This is a genomic window from Burkholderia sp. THE68, from assembly GCF_009938265.1.
Classification (GTDB): Bacteria; Pseudomonadota; Gammaproteobacteria; order Burkholderiales; family Burkholderiaceae; genus Caballeronia.
Genome location: NZ_AP022315.1, coordinates 993,095 through 1,011,860 on the forward strand (window position 1 = coordinate 993,095; position 18,766 = coordinate 1,011,860).

An 18,766-nucleotide genomic window follows, 5' to 3' on the forward strand; every position below is an offset into this window, starting at 1 on the left:
GCCTTTATGACGGCAAGGTGTCGGATTACCGCGATCGCCCACGCGCGTCGGCGAAAACGGCTTGTTGTCGCGCGCGCAACAATCCTTTGCTTTTCAACGTCTTTTTAAGATCGCGACGATTCCGTAAGATTCGAAGTGTCCGTCAGTGGATCTTTTTCCCTGCGGCATATAGACGAAAGGCAGTCCAATGAAAAAGACAATATCGACCTACTGGCCCGTTGCCATCCTGTTTCCGATCGCGCTCGCGTTCTGCATGCACGCGGGCGAAGGCGGCAATGCGGCCGTGCGCCACGAGCAGATCGCCGTGGCTGATGTGAGCGCTGAACTGGCGCGCGCGATTTCCCTCGGCTTTGTCGAGGACGACGACGCGACGCCCGCTGTCGCCCCCGCGCAAAAGACGCTCTGACGCACTCGCAAAGCCTGTTGGCTATGCCGAGAACAAAAAATGGCGCCCGCAAAGGGCGCCATTTTCGTTCCGAAAGCTGCCGGAGCGGCTTGCTGTGTTACTTCAGCACGGCTGCGACAGCAGTCGCGACGACATCGAGGTTGCGCGTGTTCAGCGCGGCCACGCAAATACGGCCGGTGCTCACGGCGTAGATGCCGAACTCTTCGCGCAGGCGATCGACTTGCGCGGCGCTCAGGCCCGAATACGAGAACATGCCGCGTTGCTTGTCGACGAACGAGAAGTCGCGATCGACGCCGTTCGCCTTCAGGCGCTCGACGAGACCGTTGCGCATCGCGCGGATGCGGTCGCGCATTTCGCCCAGTTCCTGCTCCCAGGTCGCGCGCAGTTCCGGCGACGCCAGCACGGCCGCGACGATCGAGCCGCCATGCGTCGGCGGGTTCGAGTAGTTGGTGCGGATCACGCGCTTGAGCTGCGACAGCACGCGCGTGGATTCCTCTTTGCCCGTCGTGATGATCGACAGCGCGCCGACGCGCTCGCCGTACAGCGAGAACGACTTCGAGAACGACGACGACACGAACACGTTCAGCTCGGCGGCCGCGAACAGGCGCACGGCGGCGGAATCGGCGTCGATGTTTTCCGCGAAGCCCTGATACGCCATGTCGAGGAACGGCACGAGATTGCGCGCCTTCACGACCTCGACGATCTGCTTCCACTGATCGTCCGACAGATCGACGCCGGTCGGGTTGTGGCAGCACGCGTGCAGCACGACGATCGTGCCCGGCGCGTAGCCGTTGAGCGCCGTGAGCATGGCGTCGAAGTTCACGCCGTGCGTGGCGGCTTCGTAGTACGGATAGTTCACCACTTCGAAACCGGCGCTTTCGAACAGCGCGCGGTGGTTTTCCCAGCTCGGATCGCTGATCGCGACGACGGCGTTCGGATTCAGACGCTTCAAAAAGTCCGCGCCGATCTTCAGCGCGCCCGTACCGCCGAGCGCCTGCGCCGTCACGACGCGGCCTGCGGCGATCAGCGGCGAGTCGTCGCCGAGCAGCAGCTTCTGCACGGCGGCGTCATACGCGGCGATGCCGTCGATCGGCAGATAGCCGCGCGGCAGCGCTGCATCGACGCGCGCTTTCTCGGCGTCGCGCACGGCGCGCAGCAGCGGAATCTTGCCTTCCTCGTTGGTGTACACACCGACGCCCAGATTGACTTTGGTCGTGCGCGTGTCGGCGTTGAAGGCTTCGTTGAGGCCCAGGATAGGGTCGCGGGGAGCGAGTTCGACAGCAGAGAAAAGAGACATGATCTATCGGCAGTGAAGGAAGGACGTGCAGCGGAATGCAAACGGATGATGCGGATGCGCCTCGAAAACATCGCGCAGAAAGACGCAGAGCGCGGCGCCAAACGGCTCGAAGCCGTCGAGCCCAGCCGCACATTGTAGCGAATCCGGGCGGGCTTTTTCGGCGCGGCCCCTCGAAGATGCGTGTTTTTCATGCAGGCGCCGGTTCGGGCGGTGCCGAGCGTGTTTTCCGCCAGCCGCTAGAATAAGTGTTTGCCCCGGCGAAGACTCAGGTTCTCATGTCCGATACTCTTATCGAAACGCCCGACGCACTGGACGAATCGAAATTCGTCACGTTCGACGGTTCGCCGTTCCAGCTCTATCAGCCGTATCCGCCCGCAGGCGATCAGCCCGACGCCATCGCCACGCTCGTCGAGGGCGTCGAGGACGGCCTGTCGTTCCAGACGCTCCTCGGCGTGACCGGCTCCGGCAAGACCTTCACGATGGCCAATGTCATCGCGCGCATGGACCGCCCGGCGATCGTCTTCGCGCCGAACAAGACGCTCGCCGCGCAGCTTTACTCCGAATTCCGCGAGTTCTTTCCGCGCAACGCGGTCGAGTACTTCGTCTCGTACTACGACTACTACCAGCCGGAAGCGTACGTGCCGCAGCGCGATCTGTTCATCGAGAAGGATTCGTCGATCAACGAGCACATCGAGCAGATGCGGCTCTCGGCCACCAAGAGCCTGCTCGAACGGCGCGACGTGGTGATCGTCGCGACGGTCTCGGCGATTTACGGTATCGGCAATCCGTCCGAGTACCACAGGATGATTCTCACGCTGCGCACCGGCGACAAGCTCGGCCAGCGCGACGTCATCGCGCGCCTGATCGCCATGCAGTACACGCGCAACGAAGCCGATTTCCAGCGCGGCTCGTTCCGCGTGCGCGGCGACACCATCGACATTTTTCCGGCGGAACACGCGGAAATGGCGGTGCGCGTCGAGCTTTTCGACGACGAAGTCGAATCGATGATGCTCTTCGATCCGCTCACCGGCCGCGTGCGCAACAAGATTCCGCGCTTCACCGTGTACCCGTCGTCGCACTACGTGACGCCGCGCGACACCGTCATGCGCGCGATCGAGACGATCAAGCTTGAACTGCGCGAGCGGCTCGAGTTTTTCCACAGCCAGGGCAAGCTCGTCGAAGCGCAACGGCTGGAGCAGCGCACGCGCTTCGATCTGGAAATGCTGCAGGAACTCGGTTTCTGCAAGGGCATCGAGAACTACTCGCGGCATTTCTCGGGCGCGGCGCCCGGCGAGCCGCCGCCGACACTCGTCGACTATCTGCCGCCCGACGCGCTGATGCTGCTGGACGAATCGCACGTGCTGATCGGCCAGTTGAACGGCATGTACAACGGCGACCGTGCGCGCAAGGAAAATCTCGTCGATTACGGTTTTCGCATGCCGTCCGCGCTCGATAACCGCCCGCTCAAGTTCAACGAGTTCGAGCGCAAGATGCGGCAGGCGATCTTCGTCTCCGCAACGCCCGCCGACTACGAAAAGCAGAAGGCGGGGCAGGTGGCCGAGCAGCTCGTGCGGCCGACCGGTCTCGTCGATCCGGACATCGAAGTGCGCCCCGCGCGTTCGCAGGTCGACGACGTGCTCTCGGAAATCAACGCGCGCGTCGCGGTTCACGAGCGCGTGCTCGTCACCGTGCTCACGAAGCGCATGGCGGAGCAACTCACCGAGTTTCTCGCCGACCACGGCGTGAAGGTGCGCTATCTGCACAGCGATATCGACACGGTCGAGCGCGTGGAAATCATCCGCGACCTGCGGCTCGGCACCTTCGACGTGCTGGTCGGCATCAACCTGCTGCGCGAGGGTCTCGATATTCCCGAAGTGTCGCTCGTCGCGATTCTCGACGCCGACAAGGAAGGTTTCCTGCGCGCGGAACGCTCGCTGATCCAGACCATCGGCCGCGCGGCGCGCAACGTGAACGGCAAGGCGATTCTCTACGCCGACAACATGACCGACTCGATGAAGCGCGCCATCGGCGAAACCGAACGGCGGCGCGCCAAGCAGATCGCGCACAACGAGAAGATGGGCATCACGCCGCGTGGCGTCGAGAAGCGCATCAAGGACATCATCGATGGCGTCTACAACGCCGACGAAGCCCGCGCCGAACTCAAGGAAGCGCAGACGCGCGCGAAGTTCGAGGACATGTCCGAGAAACAGATCTCGAAGGAACTCAAGCGGCTCGAAAAGCAGATGATGGACCACGCGAAGAATCTCGAATTCGAAAAGGCAGCTCAGACGCGCGACCAATTGGCGCTGTTGCGACAGCGCGTATTCGGGGCGAATGTGGGCGATCACGTGAGCGGTATCGGTGGCAAGTAAGCTATATGTAAGTGATTTTTAAGGCTTAATTTAAAAAACGCGGCGAATCGAAGGGTTCGCCGCGTTTTTTTGTCGCTATTCAAGGCGCGCCGATCGCGTGAAAAGCCTTGTTGCGCCTAGGTTTGTAAGCTTGCGCAAATTGTTCCGGGTGTCGAACGATGCTAAACTGATGAACATTGAGAATGGTTCGTATTAACGTTCACAGAGTTGTGCTAACGCCGCTCTGGCAACCGGTGGTCCGGCCATTCCAAGGGGAGGTGTTGCCCCGGCCGGCGCTTGCTTTCCGGGCGTCTGACGTGCCGGTCCGGTATTTCAGTGGCATAGGCTCGCGTGGCACGCGCGCCAATGGATAACAACAAGGAGTTTCTGATGGGTTCAACGTTGATGCGCGGCCTCGTCGCCGCCGCAGGTCTCACGGCGATGATGGCAGCCTCGGCCGCCGAATATCCGATCGGCAAGCAGCACATCGAGGGCGGCATGGAAACCGGCGCCGTATACCTCCAGCCGATCACGATGGCGCCGGAAGGCATGATGCGCAAGGCGTCGGATTCGGACATCCACCTCGAGGCGGATATCCACGCGGTCAAGAACAACCCGACCGGTTTCGCCGAAGGCGACTGGATGCCGTATCTGAACGTGACGTACGAGCTCACGAAGGTCGGCACGACGCAGAGCATCAAGGGCGACCTGATGCCGATGGTCGCGAGCGACGGCCCGCACTACGGCGACAACGTCAAGCTCTTCGGCCCGGGCAAGTATCACCTGAAGCTGCACATCTCGCCGCCTACGCAGGAAGGTCACATGGCGTTCGGCCGTCACACCGACAAGGAAACGGGCGTGGGTCCGTGGTTCAAGCCGTTCACGATCGAGTACGACTTCCCGTTCGCGGGCATCGGCAAGAAGGGCGGCTACTGATCGTCCCAGGCGCCTGGCATCCCGGACCGGGCGCGTTCTTTCTCAGGAAGTACGCATGAAACTGAAAAGCCAGATGGCCGCGATCGCGCTGTGCGGGTTCGCCTCCGGGATCGCACACGCCGCGGATCTGCCCACGTTCAAGCTCGAAATGAACGACGGCAAGCTCAACCCGACGCGCATCGAAGTGCCGGCGGGCCAGCGCATCAAGATCGAAGTGCACAACATCGGCAAGGGCGCGGCCGAGTTCGAAAGCGTGCAGCTGCGCAAGGAGAAGGTGCTCGCGCCGGGCGCCGATTCGTTCGTCGTGATCGCGCCGCTGGACCCGGGTGAATACAAGTTCTTCGACGACTTTCATCAGAGCGCGCAGGGTGTGATCGTCGCGAAGTAACGCAACGCGCCGCGCAGCGACATCACGCTCGCGCGGCCGATAGAAGTGGATATTGCTGGAGGTTTGGAATGGGGCAGGTACTTTTCATCGTGTGGCGTGAGAGCGTCGAGGCGTTGCTCGTCGTCGGCATTCTCTACGCGTGGCTGAAGAACGGCGATCATCAGGCGCGCCGCGGCCTGCCTTATTTGTGGGCTGGTGTCGTCATCGGTCTGCTCGCGGCGGTGGCGCTGGGCGCCGCGCTCATCGGTTTCACCGAAGTGCTGTCGGGCGACGCGCAGGACTACTTCCAGACTGCGATGGTGCTGGTCGCGTGCGTGCTGATTGTGCAGATGGTGCTGTGGATGAAGCGCCACGGCCGCACGCTCAAGCGCGACATGGAGTCGTCGCTGCAAAAGAACACGCAGGACGGGCACTGGTGGGGCATTACGTTGCTCGTCGCGGTGGCCATCGCGCGTGAAGGCAGCGAAACGGCCGTGTTCCTCTATGGCGTCGGCTTCGGACAATCGGGGCACGTCGACGTGTCGCAGTATGTCGCGATCATTCTCGGCTTCGGCCTCGCGCTGCTGACTTTCTACGTGCTGCAACTCGGCGGCAAGATCTTCTCGTGGCGCTCGTTCTTCCGCGTCACCGAAATCATGCTGCTGTTCCTCGCGGCGGGTCTCTTCGAAACGGGCGTCGACAAGCTGATCGACATGGAAGTGCTGCCGGTGATCGTCAATCAGGTGTGGAACACGTCGTGGCTGCTCGACGATTCGAGTACCTTCGGCTCGCTCGTTGCTACACTGACGGGCTATCGCGCGCATCCGGCAGGCATGAACCTGGTTGCGTACGCGGTGTACTGGGTCGTCATCTATCTCCTGATGCGCCATTCGAAAAACCAGATGGCGCAAAAACAAAAGGCGGCAAGCCGTCCAGCATGAGTTCCGTAATGCCTAGACCTGGCCGGCTTCAGCAAGCCGGCCACTGGATGCAGCGTCACGGCAGCGCGATCCGCTTGATTCAGTGGGTCGTGGTTGCCGTGTACGCGTTTCTGATCGTCGTTCCCGCTGTGATGCCGCTGCCCGATGGCTCCGCGCATCTATGGAACAATCTCACGCTCGCCGCGCAGTTCGTGTTCTGGGGCATCTGGTGGCCGTTCGTGCTGCTGTCGATGGTCATGCTCGGACGCGTATGGTGCGGCGTGCTGTGCCCTGAAGGCGCGCTGTCGGAGTTCGCGAGCAAGTTCGGCCGCGGCTGGGCGATTCCGCGCTGGATGCGCTGGGGCGGCTGGCCGTTCGTCGCGTTCGGGTTGACGACCATCTATGGCCAGATGGTCAGCGTCTATCAGTATCCGAAGGCCGTGCTGCTCGTGCTCGGTGGCTCGACCGTGGGCGCGATGATCATCGGCGTGCTGTACGGCCGCGAAAAGCGCGTGTGGTGCAAGTATCTGTGCCCGGTGAACGGCGTGTTCTCGCTGCTCGCGCGGCTTGCGCCGTTTCACTACAAGGTCAGCGAAGATGCGTGGCGCCGTTCGTACAAAGAGGGCGAGCACGGTCATCGTGTGATTCCGATCAACTGCGCGCCGCTCGTCCCGTTGCGCAACATGAAGGGCGCCGCCGACTGCCACATGTGCGGCCGCTGCAGCGGCCATCGCGATGCGATCGCGCTCACGTGGCGCTCGCCATCGGATGAAGTCGTCAAGCTCGGCGACAAGGCCGCGAACCCGTGGGACACCGCGCTCATCCTGTACGGCCTGCTCGGCATCGCGATCGGCGCGTTCCACTGGACCGTGAGCACGTGGTTCGTCGACCTGAAGCAATATCTCGCGGCCTGGCTGATCGATCACGACATTCTCTGGCCGCTCGACACCAACGCGCCGTGGTTCCTGTTCACGCATTATCCGGAACAGAACGACGTGTTCTCGTGGCTCGACGGCACGATGGTCATCGGCTACATCGTCGCGACGGGGCTCGTGTACGGCACCGCGCTGCTCGCGCTGCTCGCGGCGGGCGCACGCATGCTCGGCAAGTTCGAAACGACGCGTCTGCATCACCTGACGCTCGCGCTGGTTCCGCTCGCGGGCTGCGGCGTGTTCCTCGGACTTTCGGCGACGACGGTATCGCTGCTGCGCGCCGAGCACGTCCCGCTCTGGTGGGTGACGGACCTGCGCCTCGGTCTGCTCTTCATCGCGAATGCATGGAGTGCGTGGCTCGCGTGGCGCGTGACGAGCCGCTATGCGTCCACCCTTGTTCCGCGCGTGCTCACGATGGTATGGTTTGTCGCTGCGCTAGCCGTCGCGGACAGCGCGTGGTACCTGATGTTCTGGGGCTTCAGCCGATAAACCGTCCACGCCGTGTCGCACGGCAACGAGAGCGAGAAGTGAGAACCAAACCCGTATTGACCGACGAAGACGTCAAGGCCATGGCCGTCGCCGCCGAGGCGCATGCCAGAGAACACAACTGGAACGTGACGATTGCGATCGTCGACGATGGCGGGCATCTGCTGCATCTGCATCGTCTGGACGGAGCGGGCGCGAGCACTGCCGAAATGGCGGCGGGCAAGGCGCGCACCGCCGTGCTCGGCCGCCGCGAGACCAAGGTCTACGAAGACACCATCAAACAGGGCCGCACGGCGTTCCTGAGCGCGCCGATGACCGCGATGCTCGAAGGCGGCGTGCCGATCTTCGTGGGCACGGATATCGTGGGCGCGGTGGGCGTGTCGGGCGTGAAGTCGGATCAGGATGCGCAGATCGCGAAGGCAGGCATCGCGGCGCTGGGTATCGAGAACGTCTGATCGTCTGCCGGAAAACAAAAACGGCACGCCTTCCTGAGAAGCGCGTGCCGTTTGCTCGATCATCATTGCGTGGCCTGTCGGGCAGGGCACATCGCAAAAGCGCAGGAACCAAAAAAAGCGGCTTCGCTTGCTATCGACGACTGGCTGGTGTTTGCACGAAGGGGTCTAAATTCTCGCGTGCAAGTCGTCCTCGCTGGCTAAGGCCAAACACCTCTTGGCGAGGTGGTCCCCACAATACCCGGTACGTACTGCGTGTTCTTGCTCGCGCGTTACTTCGTCAGGATCAGCTTGCCCAGTCGCGTTGCGCGCAACTGATAGGTCTCCCCGTTATGCACGATGCTCACGTGGCTGCGTCCCTGCAGCAGCGCGTCGCTCTTGAGCGAGCGCTCGCCGTTGCTTTCCGCTGCGTGGGCGACGTGCACCGTGGTAACGGTGGTCGCCTTCGGGCGGGTGATCGCGGCGTCGCGGACAGCCGGGCGGCGCAGCCTGAGCGTGGAGGATCGCAGCGTGTCGGTCATGTCGGAAGTGTGCGTTCGTTGATTCGATGGGTCTATAGTAAATGATAACCATTCCTATTTGCAACTAGACTTTCCGATCGAAACGCAACTTTTGATAGCCAGCCTCGATGCGGCGGCGAAACATTCGCTACCGCATCGTCGAACGTTCAATGCAGCGGACTTTCGTCCTTGCGACCGTGCACGAACTGGCGAATCAGCCGCACGGTATCGATATCCGATTCGCGATACGCCGACTTCACGATCTCCTGCGTCTGACGCTCATCGGGTGTCGGATGATCGTTTTCCGGCAGCGTCGTGCTGTAGGTGAAGCGCAGGAAGAGCTGATGCTCGTCGGGCTGCTCGATCGCCATCGTGAGCGAGCCGCCGACGTACTCGGCGGTCGGCAGGATGTCGTAGCGCACGCTCGCGCCGGGTGAGAGCGTCACGCGATCGCGCACGGTGGCCTGGCCGTAATGCAGTTCGCGCTCCATCGTTTCGCCATCGCGCGAAAGGATGTCGCAGCTATCCAGCCCGAGTACGAACAATTGCGGCTGCTCGGCGCGCAGGACGAGTCCTTCCCATAGCTGGTCGCGCGTGAGCGAATCGACGAGCGGGTTGAGCGGATCGTTGATCTGGATCAGGTGTTCGAAATTCAAGACGACGTTTCCTTGGACGTTCGTGGTGCCCGCGGCATCACTGCGGCGTGAGTCCGGACTCGATGTGAATCGCGCCGGACAGGACCTTGTGCATCGGGCACGCGTTGGCAATTTGCAAGAGCCGTTCCCGCTGTTCGTCGGAGAGCGCGCCCGTGAGCGCGATGCGGCGATCGATGTTCGTACCTTGCGCGACGCTTTTCATCGACAGCTCGACATGCACCGATTCCAGCGGCCATTCCTTGCGCTTCGCGTACATCTTCAGCGTGATGGACGTGCATGCGCCGAGGCTCGCGAGCAGCAGCGACGCCGGTTCCGGTCCGGTGTCGCCGCCACCGAGGCTTGCCGGTTCGTCGGCGAGCCACGAATGCGTGCCGTCGCCGAGACGGACTTGAAAGTCGATGTCGCCGATCGTGGCGGTCACGGAAGGTCCGGCCATGCGTTGCTCCTTGTTCTGTTTGGACTGCAGGAATGACGAAAACGGTGCGGCAAGAACGGTCATTGTGACGCAATGTGTCCGTTCATGCCGCACCGTTTCGCCGATTCCGCTCCGGTGCGTGGGTGAGAGCGCTCAGTGCGCGATCGCGCCCATGCGACCCGCCTGATAGTCGACGACCGCCTGGCGGATCTCGTCCTCCGTGTTCATCACGAACGGACCGTAACGCACGACCGGCTCCTTCAGCGGCACGCCGCCGATCAGCAGAAGTTCGACGGGCTCGTCGCCGGCGGCGAGCGCGATCGTATCGCTGTCGTCGCGGAAGATCACCATCTGCTGCGCGCGCACCGGCTGGCTTTGCGGACCGTACAGCGCGGTGCCCGAAAGCGGATACGCGAAGACGCGATAATCACGCGGCACGGCCAGTTCGATCTTCGCGCCGGGTTGCAACGAAAAATGCTGATAGAGGATCGGCGTGCGCGTCTCGATCGCGGCCTTCACGCCGAGCGCCTCGCCCGCGATGACCTTCACGCGGACCTTGCCGTCCTCGCTCGTCGCAACCGGAATCTGCGCCGACGGGATTTCCTGATAATGCGGCGCGATCATCTTGTCGCGCTGCGGCAGGTTCACCCACAGTTGCAGACCGTGCACGCGGCCGCCATTGCGCGTGAATTCCTCCGCCGGCATTTCGCTGTGCACGACGCCCGCGCCGGCCGTCATCCACTGCACGTCGCCGGGGCGCAGCGTGCCGGAATGGCCCGCCGAGTCCTTATGGCCGAACTCGCCTTCGAGCATGTACGTAACGGTTTCGAAGCCGCGATGCGGGTGATCGGGTGCGCCCTTCGCCTCGCCGGGCGCGTAGTCGGCGGGACCCATCTCGTCGAGCAGAAGGAAGGGATCGAAATCCATCAGAAGACGAGTCGGAAACGGGCGATGCACGACGAAGCCGCCGCCTTCGACAGTGCGGGTCGCCGGAATGATGCGTTCGATACTGCGGCTGGTGGACATGGTGGCCTCGCGTCACTGATACGAAAATAAGGGAATAGCGATAAATCTGGAACACAGAGCTATTATATGGGCCGCATTTCGCTGTAAAAGACGCCCTGGCGCAATGGATTGTCCCACTGGGGATAACGAACCGCGTCGACCCGATTCCCGAGTCCCACCGAGCGACCATGAAAGCCGACTCGCATGACCTGAACGATCTGATGTATTTCTCGCACGTCGTCGAGCACGGCGGATTTTCGGCGGCGGAGCGCGTGCTCGGCATCTCGAAGTCCCGACTGTCGCGGCGCGTGTCGGAACTCGAGGCGTCGCTCGGCGTGCGCCTGTTGCAGCGCTCGACGCGCAAGCTCGCGCTGACCGAGGCGGGCCAGCTTTTCTACCAGCATTGCCAGGCGATGCTCGCCGAAGCGCAGGCCGCCGTGAACGTCGTGCAGAGCTTGCGCGATTCGCCGCGCGGCACGGTGCGCGTGAGCGTGCCGGTGACCATCGCGCAGACGTTTCTGTCGGCGGTGATGCCGGATTTCATGCATCGTTTTCCGGAAGTGCGCGTCGTGCTGCGGGTGACGAATCGCGTCGTCGATCTGTTCGAAGATGCGATCGATGTCGCGCTGCGCGTGCGCTCGGAGCCGCCTGCGAGCTCGAACGTGGTCGCGCGGCCGCTGTGGCGCACGGAGCAGATGCTGGTCGCGGCGCCGTCGCTGCTGAAGTCGAACGCGCCGCCGATGACGCCCGCCGAGCTTGCCCAGTACGACACACTGGATACGCCTTCCGCCGATGGCCGCCACGTCTATCGGCTGATCGCGCCGGATGGCACGCGTCACGAGTTCGAGCACGAGCCGAGGCTCGTCACGGCGGATCTATCGATGATCCGCGAGGCCGTCATGCGCGGCGTCGGTATCGCGGCGCTGCCCGAGATGATGTACGGCGCGCCGTTGCGAACCGGACAGCTATCGCCCGTGATGCCGGGCTGGACGTTTCCGTCGCCGCAACTCTATGCAGTCTTCCTGTCGCGGCAGGGCATGATTCCCGCTGTGCGCGCGTTTGTCGATTTTCTTGTCGAGTCGATCGGCAGCGGCCAGCGCTTCCCAGGAGAATGTCCTGTTCAGGAAAGCCCGGAACGCGAAACAGTTTGACCGCGCTGGCGTTTGTCATTGGTTTATGACATTGAAGCGCGCGTTTGCGATGGACAGATTCAATCGGGCGAGCCTTGAACCTCAAAAATGGCGGCGGTATATTGAAGTCTCTTTCGCTAAGGAGCTCCTATGCGAAAACTGACGGCTGCTCTGATAGTTAGCCTGATAGGGTTGATTGCACTGTCCGTGTCGACCACGGCTGCTGCATGTGACGGGACTTCTGGTTCTGGCTATACGAACCCAAAGTAACCGCCTCACCCGAATGCGCCGAGCGCGCACGAAAAAAGGCCTTCATCCGACGATGAAGGCCTTTTACTTTGTGCGCCCGCAAAAGGGCGCGTTATCGCGTTACTTGCCGCTTTTCGGCTCGGTGACGAAACCGATCTTCGTCAGCCCGCCCGATTGCGCCGCCGACATCAGATCGGCGACTTTCTCGTACGCCACCTGACGATCCGCGCGCAGATGAATCTCCGGTTGCGGCGTCTGCTGCGCGGCCTGCGTAATGCGCGCGTTGAGCGTCGCTTCGTCGACCGGCTGATCGTCCCACAGCGTCGTGCCGTCGGCCTTGATGGCGATGTTCACGTGCGCGGGTTTCTCGTCCTGCGGCTGGCTGCTCGCGTGCGGCAGATCGATCTTGACCGCGTGATGCATGGCCGGAATCGTGACGAGGAAGATGATCAGGAGAACCAGCATGACGTCGACGAGCGGCGTCATGTTGATTTCGCTCATCATGCCGTCGTCTTCGTCTCCGGCGAATGGGCTCATGGCCATTGCGAGTCTCCCGGCTTACGACGCGCGCGTCGCGAGACGCAGGCTGTCGGAAGAGGCGTTCGCCGCGCGCTTGGTCGACGAGAGCTTCGCGCCGGTGACGAAGAACGCGTGCAGGCCGTGCGCGAAGCGGTTCAGCTTTGTGACGATGCCCTTGTTCGCGCGGGTGAGGGCGTTGTAGCCGAGCACGGCCGGAATCGCGACGAACAGGCCGAACGCGGTCATGATGAGCGATTCGCCGACCGGCCCCGCGACCTGATCGATCGACGTCTGGCCGGTCGCGCCGATCGTCAGCAGCGCGTGATAGATCCCCCACACCGTGCCGAACAGACCGACGAACGGCGACGTGGAACCGATCGACGCGAGCACCGCGAGACCCGACTGCATGCGGCCGACGCCTTCGTCCATGACGTCCTTCAGGCAGCGCGTGATCCAGTCCGACACGTCCATGCGATCGTGCAGATGCGGCTGCGTCTGATGATGATGCTCGGACGCTTCCTGGCCGGCGAGCGCGAGTGCGAGGAACGGGTTGTCCGCCGGGCTCGACGACTGGCTGCCGAGCTTCTTGATGCCGTCGTTGAAATCGTCGGAGTGCCAGAACGCCTGTTCTGCGTTTCGGGTCAGGCGCTTCAGGCGCACGACGTTCCACGCCTTCACGACGATCACCGTCCACGAAAGCACCGACATGATGACGAGCGCGAGCGCGATGCCCCGCGTCACGAAGTCGCCTTGCGCCCAGACGTGCGCAATCCCGTAATTTTCCATTTCTCTTCTTCCTTGTATCTAAAAAAACCGATCAGTCGTTCAGACTGAAAACGAATGGCACCGTGGCGGTCGCGCGAATCGCTTCGCCATTTTCCTTGTACGGGCTGCACGCGCTGCCGCGCACCGCGTCGAGCGCCGCGTCATCGAGTCGCGACGAGCCACTGCTCTTTTGCAGCGTGACGTTTTCGATCTTGCCCGCGAGGCCCACCGTCAGACGGATGACGGCCGTGCCCGTTTCGCCGCGACGCTTGGCCATGGCCGGATAGTCTGGCTGCGCGATATTGCAGCTCAGATGCGCGACGTTCTTCGGCGCGGCCAGATCCATGGTCGGCTTGCCGATGGCGGGAGCTGCGGGAGCCACGGGCTGCGGCGGAGCAGGCGGCGTGGGTTCGGGCGCGGGCGCGGCGATCTGCGACGGCGCTTCGGTCACCGGCAGCGGCGTGGGCTTCGGCTCGATCTTCGGTTTGACCTTCGGCTTGGGTTGCGGCTTCGGAACGGGCTGCGGAACCGGTTTGGGCGGCGGCGGCGTTTCGACCGCGACCGGCTGCGGCGCGGGCTGCGGCGTTTCGCTGATCAGTTGCGCGGTAATCGACTTGGCTTCGATCGGACGCGGCAGCGGCTCGTTGCGCATCGTCAGCGCGACGCCCAGCAGCGCGGCGTGAATGACGACGACTGCGACGCACGCCGCGATGACGCGCGGATTGGCGTTTGCTGCCGGCGCCGTCTGGAAAGCGGCGGGAGTAATGGTCGGGGACTGCATTGTTATTGTCGGCTTGGGATGCTGCGTGAAGGCTCGTTGATAGCGCTGCTTTTCACCTTGAGGTCCAACGGCTGCGCAAGCTCGGTACGGATGAGACCAGACGACGTCATGTTCGGAAAATAAGCAGGGAGATAAACAGGGTGGCCACAAAACCGATCAGCAATTCCATCTTTCCCTCCAGGGGTAAAGGGTTGCGCGGCTGGCTTGAAGTGACCGGAAATACGAAGGTAACCTGGCTTGCTGGAGGCGATCAAAACGACCGAACGACGCAGCCGGCAACAGCGGATGCCGCCGGTTGGGCGCGGCACAGTGGCCGCGCGAGTGGCTTCAGGCAGCTTGACGCTCGTAAAAAGTGAGCGGTGCGACATGCTCGCGATGCTCGACTCCGCAGCGCGAAGCGCACACGCCACTTTGCGCCATCACATCGCGAACGCTTTCCTCACACTTGCCGCAGCACAGCGCCACGCCGAGCTCGAATTGCAATTCGTCGAAGGAATCCACTCCTTCGGCGATGGCGGTTCGGATCTTTCGGTCGGACACTGACTTGCAGACACAGACAATCATGATCGTTCGCAATAGTTAGCGTTAATGCGAATTATTATCATTCGGTATTGGCGCGTTTGCAAGCGGGGCTCGGTGTTTTTTGTAACAGAGCACGCAAGTTAGCGGGTTTATTGCTAGAGAGCCTTGCCTGACGGGCGAAAGCGCGCGGCGGGAGCGGCGGCGCGCGTGAGAAACCCTCAGACGATGTCGGGTTCAGCGAGGCGCGTGCGGCGCGAAGGGATGTCGACGTGTTCGACTTTCGCGTCGAGCTGAAGGAGGGCGGCGGCAAGCTGGCGCTGGGAATCGCCGTCGGCGGTGGAGCAGAAGCGCGGCAGGCTGTCAGGCGGCGCGGTGACGTTCTTCAGCGCATGGACGTCGAGCAGGCGATCGAGCTGCCGTGCGATCGCGACGCTGGTATCGACGATCTGCAGGCGCTCGCCCGCGATGTCGCGGATTGCGCGATCAAGAAACGGGTAGTGCGTGCAACCGAGCACGAGGGTATCGGCGCCGGCGTCCAGCATCGGCGCGAGATAGCCTTCGAGCAGCGCCATCAGCGCAGGCGACGAGGTGTCGCAGCGCTCGACCGCCTGCACCAGACCGTGCCCCGGCTGACAGATGAAGCGGCAATCGCCCGCGTAACGGTCGAGCAGAGACTGGAACCGAGCCGAGCGCAAGGTGACGGCGGTCGCCAGCACGCCGACCACGCGTGACTTCGACGCCGCCGCCGCCGGCTTCACGCCCGGCTCGACGCCGACGAGCGGAATCGGCAGACGTTCGCGCACCAGCGCGATCGATTGCGCGGTGGCCGTATTGCACGCGACGACCAGCGCTTTCGCGCCCTGCGCGACGAGCCATTCGCCGATCGCCATCGTGCGGTCGACGATGAAATCATCGTCGCGCTCGCCATAGGGCGCATGGAGCGAATCGGCGACATAAATCAGACGTTCATGCGGCAGAATCGCGCGCACGGCGCGCAGCACCGACAGACCGCCGAGACCGGAATCAAAAATGCCGACCGGCGCGCTCGCGTCTGACGCGGCACGCTCGTTCGGCTTCAGGGAAGCGACTACGCCCGACATCCGATTATTCGTGATCGCCCATCATGGTCTGCTGGTAGTTCTGGATGCCGACCTTGTCGATCAGATCCAGTTGCGTTTCCAGCCAGTCGATGTGCTCTTCGGTGTCGTGCAGGATCTTTTCGAAGATTTCGCGCGAGACGAAATCACGCACCGTCTCGCAATAGGCGATGGCTTCCTTGCAGGTCGACTGCGAGATCTGTTCGAGCTTCAGATCGCATTCGAGAATTTCCTTGGTTTCTTCGCCGATCAGCAGCTTGTGCAGATCCTGCAGATTCGGCAGGCCGTCGAGCATGAAGACGCGCTGGATGAGCCAGTCGGCGTGCTTCATCTCGCCGATCGATTCGTCATACTCATGCTTGTTGAGCTTCTCGAGGCCCCAGTGCTGGTACATCCGTGCATGCAGGAAGTATTGGTTGATCGCCGTCAGCTCATTTTTCAGCTGAGAGTTCAGATATTCGATGACTTTTGCGTCGCCTTGCATGATTGTTCCTTTTTTGTAGCGTGGGGCATTAAGCAAAGATAAACCGTGAGCGTGACAATGCCAAGGTTGAGAGAATATTTTTTGTTTCGGACAAAACTGAGAATGAAAATCTTTATCAGCTAGGGCGGCTCAAAGAAAAGAGCCGGGCGTTTTGCCCGGCTCTCGTGCCCTAACGGTATAAACCGTCTTTAATTCTGGTTCAAGCCGTAGCGACCGGGATCTTTCCGATTTTTGCCTGCCATTCAGCGGGGCCCGTCTTGTGGACCGACGTGCCGCTCGAATCGACCGCGACCGTCACCGGCATGTCCTGCACGTCGAACTCGTAGATCGCTTCCATGCCGAGGTCTTCGAACGCGAGCACCTTCGCTTCGCGGATCGCTTTCGACACGAGATACGCCGCGCCACCGACCGCCATCAGATACGCGGCCTTGTGGTTTTTGATCGCCTCGATGGCGACCGGGCCGCGCTCGGCCTTGCCGATCATCGAGATGAGGCCGGTTTGCGCGAGCATCATCTCGGTGAACTTGTCCATGCGCGTGGCCGTGGTCGGGCCCGCCGGGCCGACGGCTTCGTCGCGCACCGGATCGACCGGGCCGACGTAATAGATCACGCGGTTCGTGAAATCGACCGGCAGCTTTTCGCCCTTCGCGAGCATGTCCGCGATGCGCTTGTGCGCGGCGTCGCGGCCCGTCAGCATCTTGCCCGACAGCAGCAGCGTCTGGCCCGGCTTCCATGCGGCGACCTGCTCCGGCGTCAGCGTGTTCAGTTCGACGCGTTGGCTGGTCTCCGTGTTCGGCTCCCAGTTGACCTTCGGCCAGTCTTCGAGCGACGGCGCGTCGAGCTTCGCGACGCCCGAGCCGTCGAGTGTGAAGTGCGCGTGGCGCGTGGCCGCGCAGTTCGGGATGATCGCGACCGGCTTGCTCGCCGCGTGCGTCGGCGCGGCCATGATCTTCACGTCGAGCACGGTCGCGAGGCCGCCGAGACCCTGCGCGCCGATGCCGAGCGCGTTCACCTTCTCGTGCAGTTCGACACGCAGTTCTTCGATCCAGTCCTGCGGCCCGCGCGCGATGATGTCCTGAATGTCGATCGGGTCCATCAGCGATTCCTTTGCCATGACCATCGCCTTCTCGGCCGTGCCGCCGATGCCGATGCCGAGCATGCCGGGCGGGCACCAGCCGGCGCCCATCGTCGGCACGGTCTTGAGCACCCAGTCGACGATCGAATCCGACGGGTTCAGCATCGCGAACTTCGACTTGTTCTCCGAGCCGCCGCCCTTGGCTGCGACCTGCACATCGACCTTGTCGCCCGGCACGATCTCGTAGTGGATCACGGCCGGCGTGTTGTCCTTCGTGTTCTTGCGGCCGCCCTCGGGCGGGCTCACGATCGACGCGCGCAGCACGTTGTCCGGGTTCAGATAACCACGGCGCACGCCTTCGTTGATCATGTCGGTGACGCTCATCGTCGCACTGCCGTTTTCACTTCCCCAGCGCACGTCCATGCCCACCTTCACGAACACCGTGACGATGCCCGTGTCCTGGCAGATCGGGCGCTTGCCTTCGGCGCACATGCGGCTGTTGGTCAGAATCTGCGCAATCGCGTCTTTCGCGGCGGGGCTCTCTTCCAGCTCGTAGGCGCGGCCGAGCGCCTGGATGTAGTCGAGCGGATGGTAGTAGCTGATGTATTGCAGCGAATCAGCGATGCTCTGAATCAGATCTTCCTGCTTGATGACGGTCATGGCTTGAGCTCTGGGGACGGAATTTTGTGTGCGCGTTCTCTAGGACGCTTCAGTCGAGTGCGCTCCGGGGCGCGATGGTTTCGCTGTGAAAGTGCTTCGGATGCGTATGCGTGGTCAGCCGGTCGACCCACGCCATGATCAGCGCGGACAAGAGGAAGGCGACGTGGATGATCACCTGCCACAGCACCGTGTGGAACGTATGCTGATCCGGGTTGATGAAGGTTTTCAGCAGATGGATCGACGAGATGCTGATGAGCGCCATCGACAGCTTCACCTTCAGCACCCCCGCGTTGACGTGATCGAGCCATTCGGGCTCGTCGGGGTGGCCTTCCACGCCGAGCCGCGACACGAAAGTCTCATACCCGCCGACGATCACCATGATGAGCAGATTCGAGATCATCACCACGTCGATCAGGCCGAGCACGACGAGCATGATGTTGGTTTCGTCGAGCGTCATCGCGTGCGTGACGAGGTGCCACACTTCCTTCAGGAACAGCACGACGTAGACGGCTTGCGCGATGATCAGACCCAGATAGAGCGGCACTTGCAGCCAGCGGCTCATGAAGATGACTTTCGGCAGCACTTTCATCGAGCCGGGCTGCGAGGGCGAGGCGGGTGAATGCTTGGGAGCGGACATGGGCGGCTATTGAGTCGATGCGGATCGAACTGGAATGATGACTGGCGAATATGACGAACCAAAACGTGCGATGCGCCGGCGAATGCGCCAGGGCGCGTTCGCGGTGTCAGGAAGCCCGCTATTG

21 protein-coding genes are annotated in these 18,766 nt (G+C 62.5%); 8 read left to right on the top strand and 13 right to left on the bottom strand.

Annotation, left to right across the window (positions count from 1 at the left end; all coding sequences use genetic code 11):
- The first annotated feature begins 187 nt into the window (after positions 1 to 187).
- The gene (locus BTHE68_RS04655) at positions 188 to 406 is read left to right on the top strand and encodes a hypothetical protein (protein ID WP_162065341.1); all 219 of its coding nucleotides are present in this window, start codon (positions 188 to 190) and stop codon (positions 404 to 406) included.
- 97 nt (positions 407 to 503) lie between these two features.
- Here the strand turns inward: BTHE68_RS04655 and BTHE68_RS04660 are convergent, their stop codons facing one another.
- The gene (locus BTHE68_RS04660) at positions 504 to 1,703 is read right to left on the bottom strand and encodes an amino acid aminotransferase (protein ID WP_162065342.1); all 1,200 of its coding nucleotides are present in this window, start codon (positions 1,701 to 1,703) and stop codon (positions 504 to 506) included.
- Between the two features lie 275 nt (positions 1,704 to 1,978).
- On the opposite strand from BTHE68_RS04660, the gene uvrB reads away from it, so the two are divergent.
- The 6 genes from uvrB to BTHE68_RS04690 all read left to right on the top strand — a co-directional run bounded on the left by uvrB (position 1,979) and on the right by BTHE68_RS04690 (position 8,150).
- On the top strand, positions 1,979 to 4,075 hold the full coding sequence (gene uvrB / locus BTHE68_RS04665; protein WP_162065343.1) for an excinuclease ABC subunit UvrB: 2,097 nt from the start codon (positions 1,979 to 1,981) through the stop codon (positions 4,073 to 4,075).
- Between the two features lie 369 nt (positions 4,076 to 4,444).
- On the top strand, positions 4,445 to 4,990 hold the full coding sequence (locus BTHE68_RS04670) for an iron transporter (RefSeq protein ID WP_061176029.1): 546 nt from the start codon (positions 4,445 to 4,447) through the stop codon (positions 4,988 to 4,990).
- 55 nt (positions 4,991 to 5,045) lie between these two features.
- Positions 5,046 to 5,378 (top strand): cupredoxin domain-containing protein, encoded by a 333-nt coding sequence (locus BTHE68_RS04675; RefSeq protein ID WP_162065344.1) that lies wholly within the window; start codon positions 5,046 to 5,048, stop codon positions 5,376 to 5,378.
- 68 nt (positions 5,379 to 5,446) lie between these two features.
- A complete protein-coding gene (locus BTHE68_RS04680; RefSeq protein ID WP_162065345.1) occupies positions 5,447 to 6,298 on the top strand; it encodes an FTR1 family iron permease in 852 nt (283 codons plus the stop codon).
- Positions 6,295 to 7,698: a 4Fe-4S binding protein gene (locus BTHE68_RS04685; protein WP_174257989.1), complete on the top strand. Its 1,404-nt coding sequence runs from the start codon at positions 6,295 to 6,297 to the stop codon at positions 7,696 to 7,698. The genes BTHE68_RS04680 and BTHE68_RS04685 overlap by 4 nt, the downstream gene beginning before the upstream one ends.
- Positions 7,699 to 7,736: 38 nt before the next feature.
- Positions 7,737 to 8,150, top strand: a complete 414-nt coding sequence (locus BTHE68_RS04690; protein ID WP_162065346.1) for a GlcG/HbpS family heme-binding protein — start codon at positions 7,737 to 7,739, stop codon at positions 8,148 to 8,150.
- A 269-nt stretch (positions 8,151 to 8,419) separates the two neighbouring features.
- Here BTHE68_RS04690 and hemP read toward each other — a convergent pair whose 3' ends face one another.
- From hemP to BTHE68_RS04710, 4 genes are all read right to left on the bottom strand, one after another.
- On the bottom strand, positions 8,420 to 8,668 hold the full coding sequence (gene hemP, locus BTHE68_RS04695; RefSeq protein ID WP_162065347.1) for a hemin uptake protein HemP: 249 nt from the start codon (positions 8,666 to 8,668) through the stop codon (positions 8,420 to 8,422).
- A gap of 146 nt (positions 8,669 to 8,814) precedes the next feature.
- On the bottom strand, positions 8,815 to 9,303 hold the full coding sequence (locus tag BTHE68_RS04700; protein WP_162065348.1) for an SRPBCC family protein: 489 nt from the start codon (positions 9,301 to 9,303) through the stop codon (positions 8,815 to 8,817).
- Between the two features lie 37 nt (positions 9,304 to 9,340).
- Positions 9,341 to 9,739: an OsmC family protein gene (locus BTHE68_RS04705; protein WP_162065349.1), complete on the bottom strand. Its 399-nt coding sequence runs from the start codon at positions 9,737 to 9,739 to the stop codon at positions 9,341 to 9,343.
- A 132-nt stretch (positions 9,740 to 9,871) separates the two neighbouring features.
- Positions 9,872 to 10,744: a pirin family protein gene (locus BTHE68_RS04710; RefSeq protein WP_061175844.1), complete on the bottom strand. Its 873-nt coding sequence runs from the start codon at positions 10,742 to 10,744 to the stop codon at positions 9,872 to 9,874.
- Between the two features lie 167 nt (positions 10,745 to 10,911).
- Between BTHE68_RS04710 and BTHE68_RS04715 the strand changes: the two genes are divergently transcribed.
- On the top strand, positions 10,912 to 11,874 hold the full coding sequence (locus BTHE68_RS04715) for a LysR family transcriptional regulator (protein WP_162065350.1): 963 nt from the start codon (positions 10,912 to 10,914) through the stop codon (positions 11,872 to 11,874).
- A 348-nt stretch (positions 11,875 to 12,222) separates the two neighbouring features.
- On the opposite strand, the gene BTHE68_RS04720 is transcribed toward BTHE68_RS04715, so the two are convergent.
- The 8 genes from BTHE68_RS04720 to BTHE68_RS04755 form a co-directional block, all read right to left on the bottom strand.
- A complete protein-coding gene (locus tag BTHE68_RS04720) occupies positions 12,223 to 12,645 on the bottom strand; it encodes an ExbD/TolR family protein (protein ID WP_061175842.1) in 423 nt (140 codons plus the stop codon).
- A 15-nt stretch (positions 12,646 to 12,660) separates the two neighbouring features.
- Positions 12,661 to 13,407, bottom strand: a complete 747-nt coding sequence (locus BTHE68_RS04725; protein WP_162065351.1) for a MotA/TolQ/ExbB proton channel family protein — start codon at positions 13,405 to 13,407, stop codon at positions 12,661 to 12,663.
- A 31-nt stretch (positions 13,408 to 13,438) separates the two neighbouring features.
- Positions 13,439 to 14,167: an energy transducer TonB gene (locus BTHE68_RS04730; RefSeq protein WP_162065352.1), complete on the bottom strand. Its 729-nt coding sequence runs from the start codon at positions 14,165 to 14,167 to the stop codon at positions 13,439 to 13,441.
- 327 nt (positions 14,168 to 14,494) lie between these two features.
- A complete protein-coding gene (locus BTHE68_RS04735) occupies positions 14,495 to 14,731 on the bottom strand; it encodes a (2Fe-2S)-binding protein (RefSeq protein ID WP_162065353.1) in 237 nt (78 codons plus the stop codon).
- A 176-nt stretch (positions 14,732 to 14,907) separates the two neighbouring features.
- Positions 14,908 to 15,789 (bottom strand): glutamate racemase, encoded by an 882-nt coding sequence (gene murI / locus BTHE68_RS04740; protein WP_162065354.1) that lies wholly within the window; start codon positions 15,787 to 15,789, stop codon positions 14,908 to 14,910.
- Between the two features lie 4 nt (positions 15,790 to 15,793).
- The gene (gene bfr, locus BTHE68_RS04745; RefSeq protein WP_061175837.1) at positions 15,794 to 16,270 is read right to left on the bottom strand and encodes a bacterioferritin; all 477 of its coding nucleotides are present in this window, start codon (positions 16,268 to 16,270) and stop codon (positions 15,794 to 15,796) included.
- Between the two features lie 199 nt (positions 16,271 to 16,469).
- The gene (locus BTHE68_RS04750; RefSeq protein WP_162065355.1) at positions 16,470 to 18,005 is read right to left on the bottom strand and encodes a fumarate hydratase; all 1,536 of its coding nucleotides are present in this window, start codon (positions 18,003 to 18,005) and stop codon (positions 16,470 to 16,472) included.
- 49 nt (positions 18,006 to 18,054) lie between these two features.
- Positions 18,055 to 18,642, bottom strand: a complete 588-nt coding sequence (locus tag BTHE68_RS04755; RefSeq protein ID WP_162065356.1) for a TIGR00645 family protein — start codon at positions 18,640 to 18,642, stop codon at positions 18,055 to 18,057.
- Positions 18,643 to 18,766 lie beyond the last annotated feature (124 nt).

Bases quoted from the DNA above. Each gene is read 5' to 3' on its own strand.
- BTHE68_RS04655 (WP_162065341.1), top strand. From the start codon at position 188: ATGAAAAAGACAATATCGACCTACTGGCCCGTTGCCATCCTGTTTCCG.
- BTHE68_RS04660 (WP_162065342.1), bottom strand. From the start codon at position 1,703: ATGTCTCTTTTCTCTGCTGTCGAACTCGCTCCCCGCGACCCTATCCTG.
- uvrB (WP_162065343.1), top strand. From the start codon at position 1,979: ATGTCCGATACTCTTATCGAAACGCCCGACGCACTGGACGAATCGAAA.
- BTHE68_RS04670 (WP_061176029.1), top strand. From the start codon at position 4,445: ATGGGTTCAACGTTGATGCGCGGCCTCGTCGCCGCCGCAGGTCTCACG.
- BTHE68_RS04675 (WP_162065344.1), top strand. From the start codon at position 5,046: ATGAAACTGAAAAGCCAGATGGCCGCGATCGCGCTGTGCGGGTTCGCC.
- BTHE68_RS04680 (WP_162065345.1), top strand. From the start codon at position 5,447: ATGGGGCAGGTACTTTTCATCGTGTGGCGTGAGAGCGTCGAGGCGTTG.
- BTHE68_RS04685 (WP_174257989.1), top strand. From the start codon at position 6,295: ATGAGTTCCGTAATGCCTAGACCTGGCCGGCTTCAGCAAGCCGGCCAC.
- hemP (WP_162065347.1), bottom strand. From the start codon at position 8,668: ATGACCGACACGCTGCGATCCTCCACGCTCAGGCTGCGCCGCCCGGCT.
- BTHE68_RS04705 (WP_162065349.1), bottom strand. From the start codon at position 9,739: ATGGCCGGACCTTCCGTGACCGCCACGATCGGCGACATCGACTTTCAA.
- BTHE68_RS04710 (WP_061175844.1), bottom strand. From the start codon at position 10,744: ATGTCCACCAGCCGCAGTATCGAACGCATCATTCCGGCGACCCGCACT.
- BTHE68_RS04715 (WP_162065350.1), top strand. From the start codon at position 10,912: ATGAAAGCCGACTCGCATGACCTGAACGATCTGATGTATTTCTCGCAC.
- BTHE68_RS04720 (WP_061175842.1), bottom strand. From the start codon at position 12,645: ATGGCCATGAGCCCATTCGCCGGAGACGAAGACGACGGCATGATGAGC.
- BTHE68_RS04725 (WP_162065351.1), bottom strand. From the start codon at position 13,407: ATGGAAAATTACGGGATTGCGCACGTCTGGGCGCAAGGCGACTTCGTG.
- BTHE68_RS04730 (WP_162065352.1), bottom strand. From the start codon at position 14,167: ATGCAGTCCCCGACCATTACTCCCGCCGCTTTCCAGACGGCGCCGGCA.
- BTHE68_RS04735 (WP_162065353.1), bottom strand. From the start codon at position 14,731: ATGATTGTCTGTGTCTGCAAGTCAGTGTCCGACCGAAAGATCCGAACC.
- murI (WP_162065354.1), bottom strand. From the start codon at position 15,789: ATGTCGGGCGTAGTCGCTTCCCTGAAGCCGAACGAGCGTGCCGCGTCA.
- bfr (WP_061175837.1), bottom strand. From the start codon at position 16,270: ATGCAAGGCGACGCAAAAGTCATCGAATATCTGAACTCTCAGCTGAAA.
- BTHE68_RS04750 (WP_162065355.1), bottom strand. From the start codon at position 18,005: ATGACCGTCATCAAGCAGGAAGATCTGATTCAGAGCATCGCTGATTCG.
- BTHE68_RS04755 (WP_162065356.1), bottom strand. From the start codon at position 18,642: ATGTCCGCTCCCAAGCATTCACCCGCCTCGCCCTCGCAGCCCGGCTCG.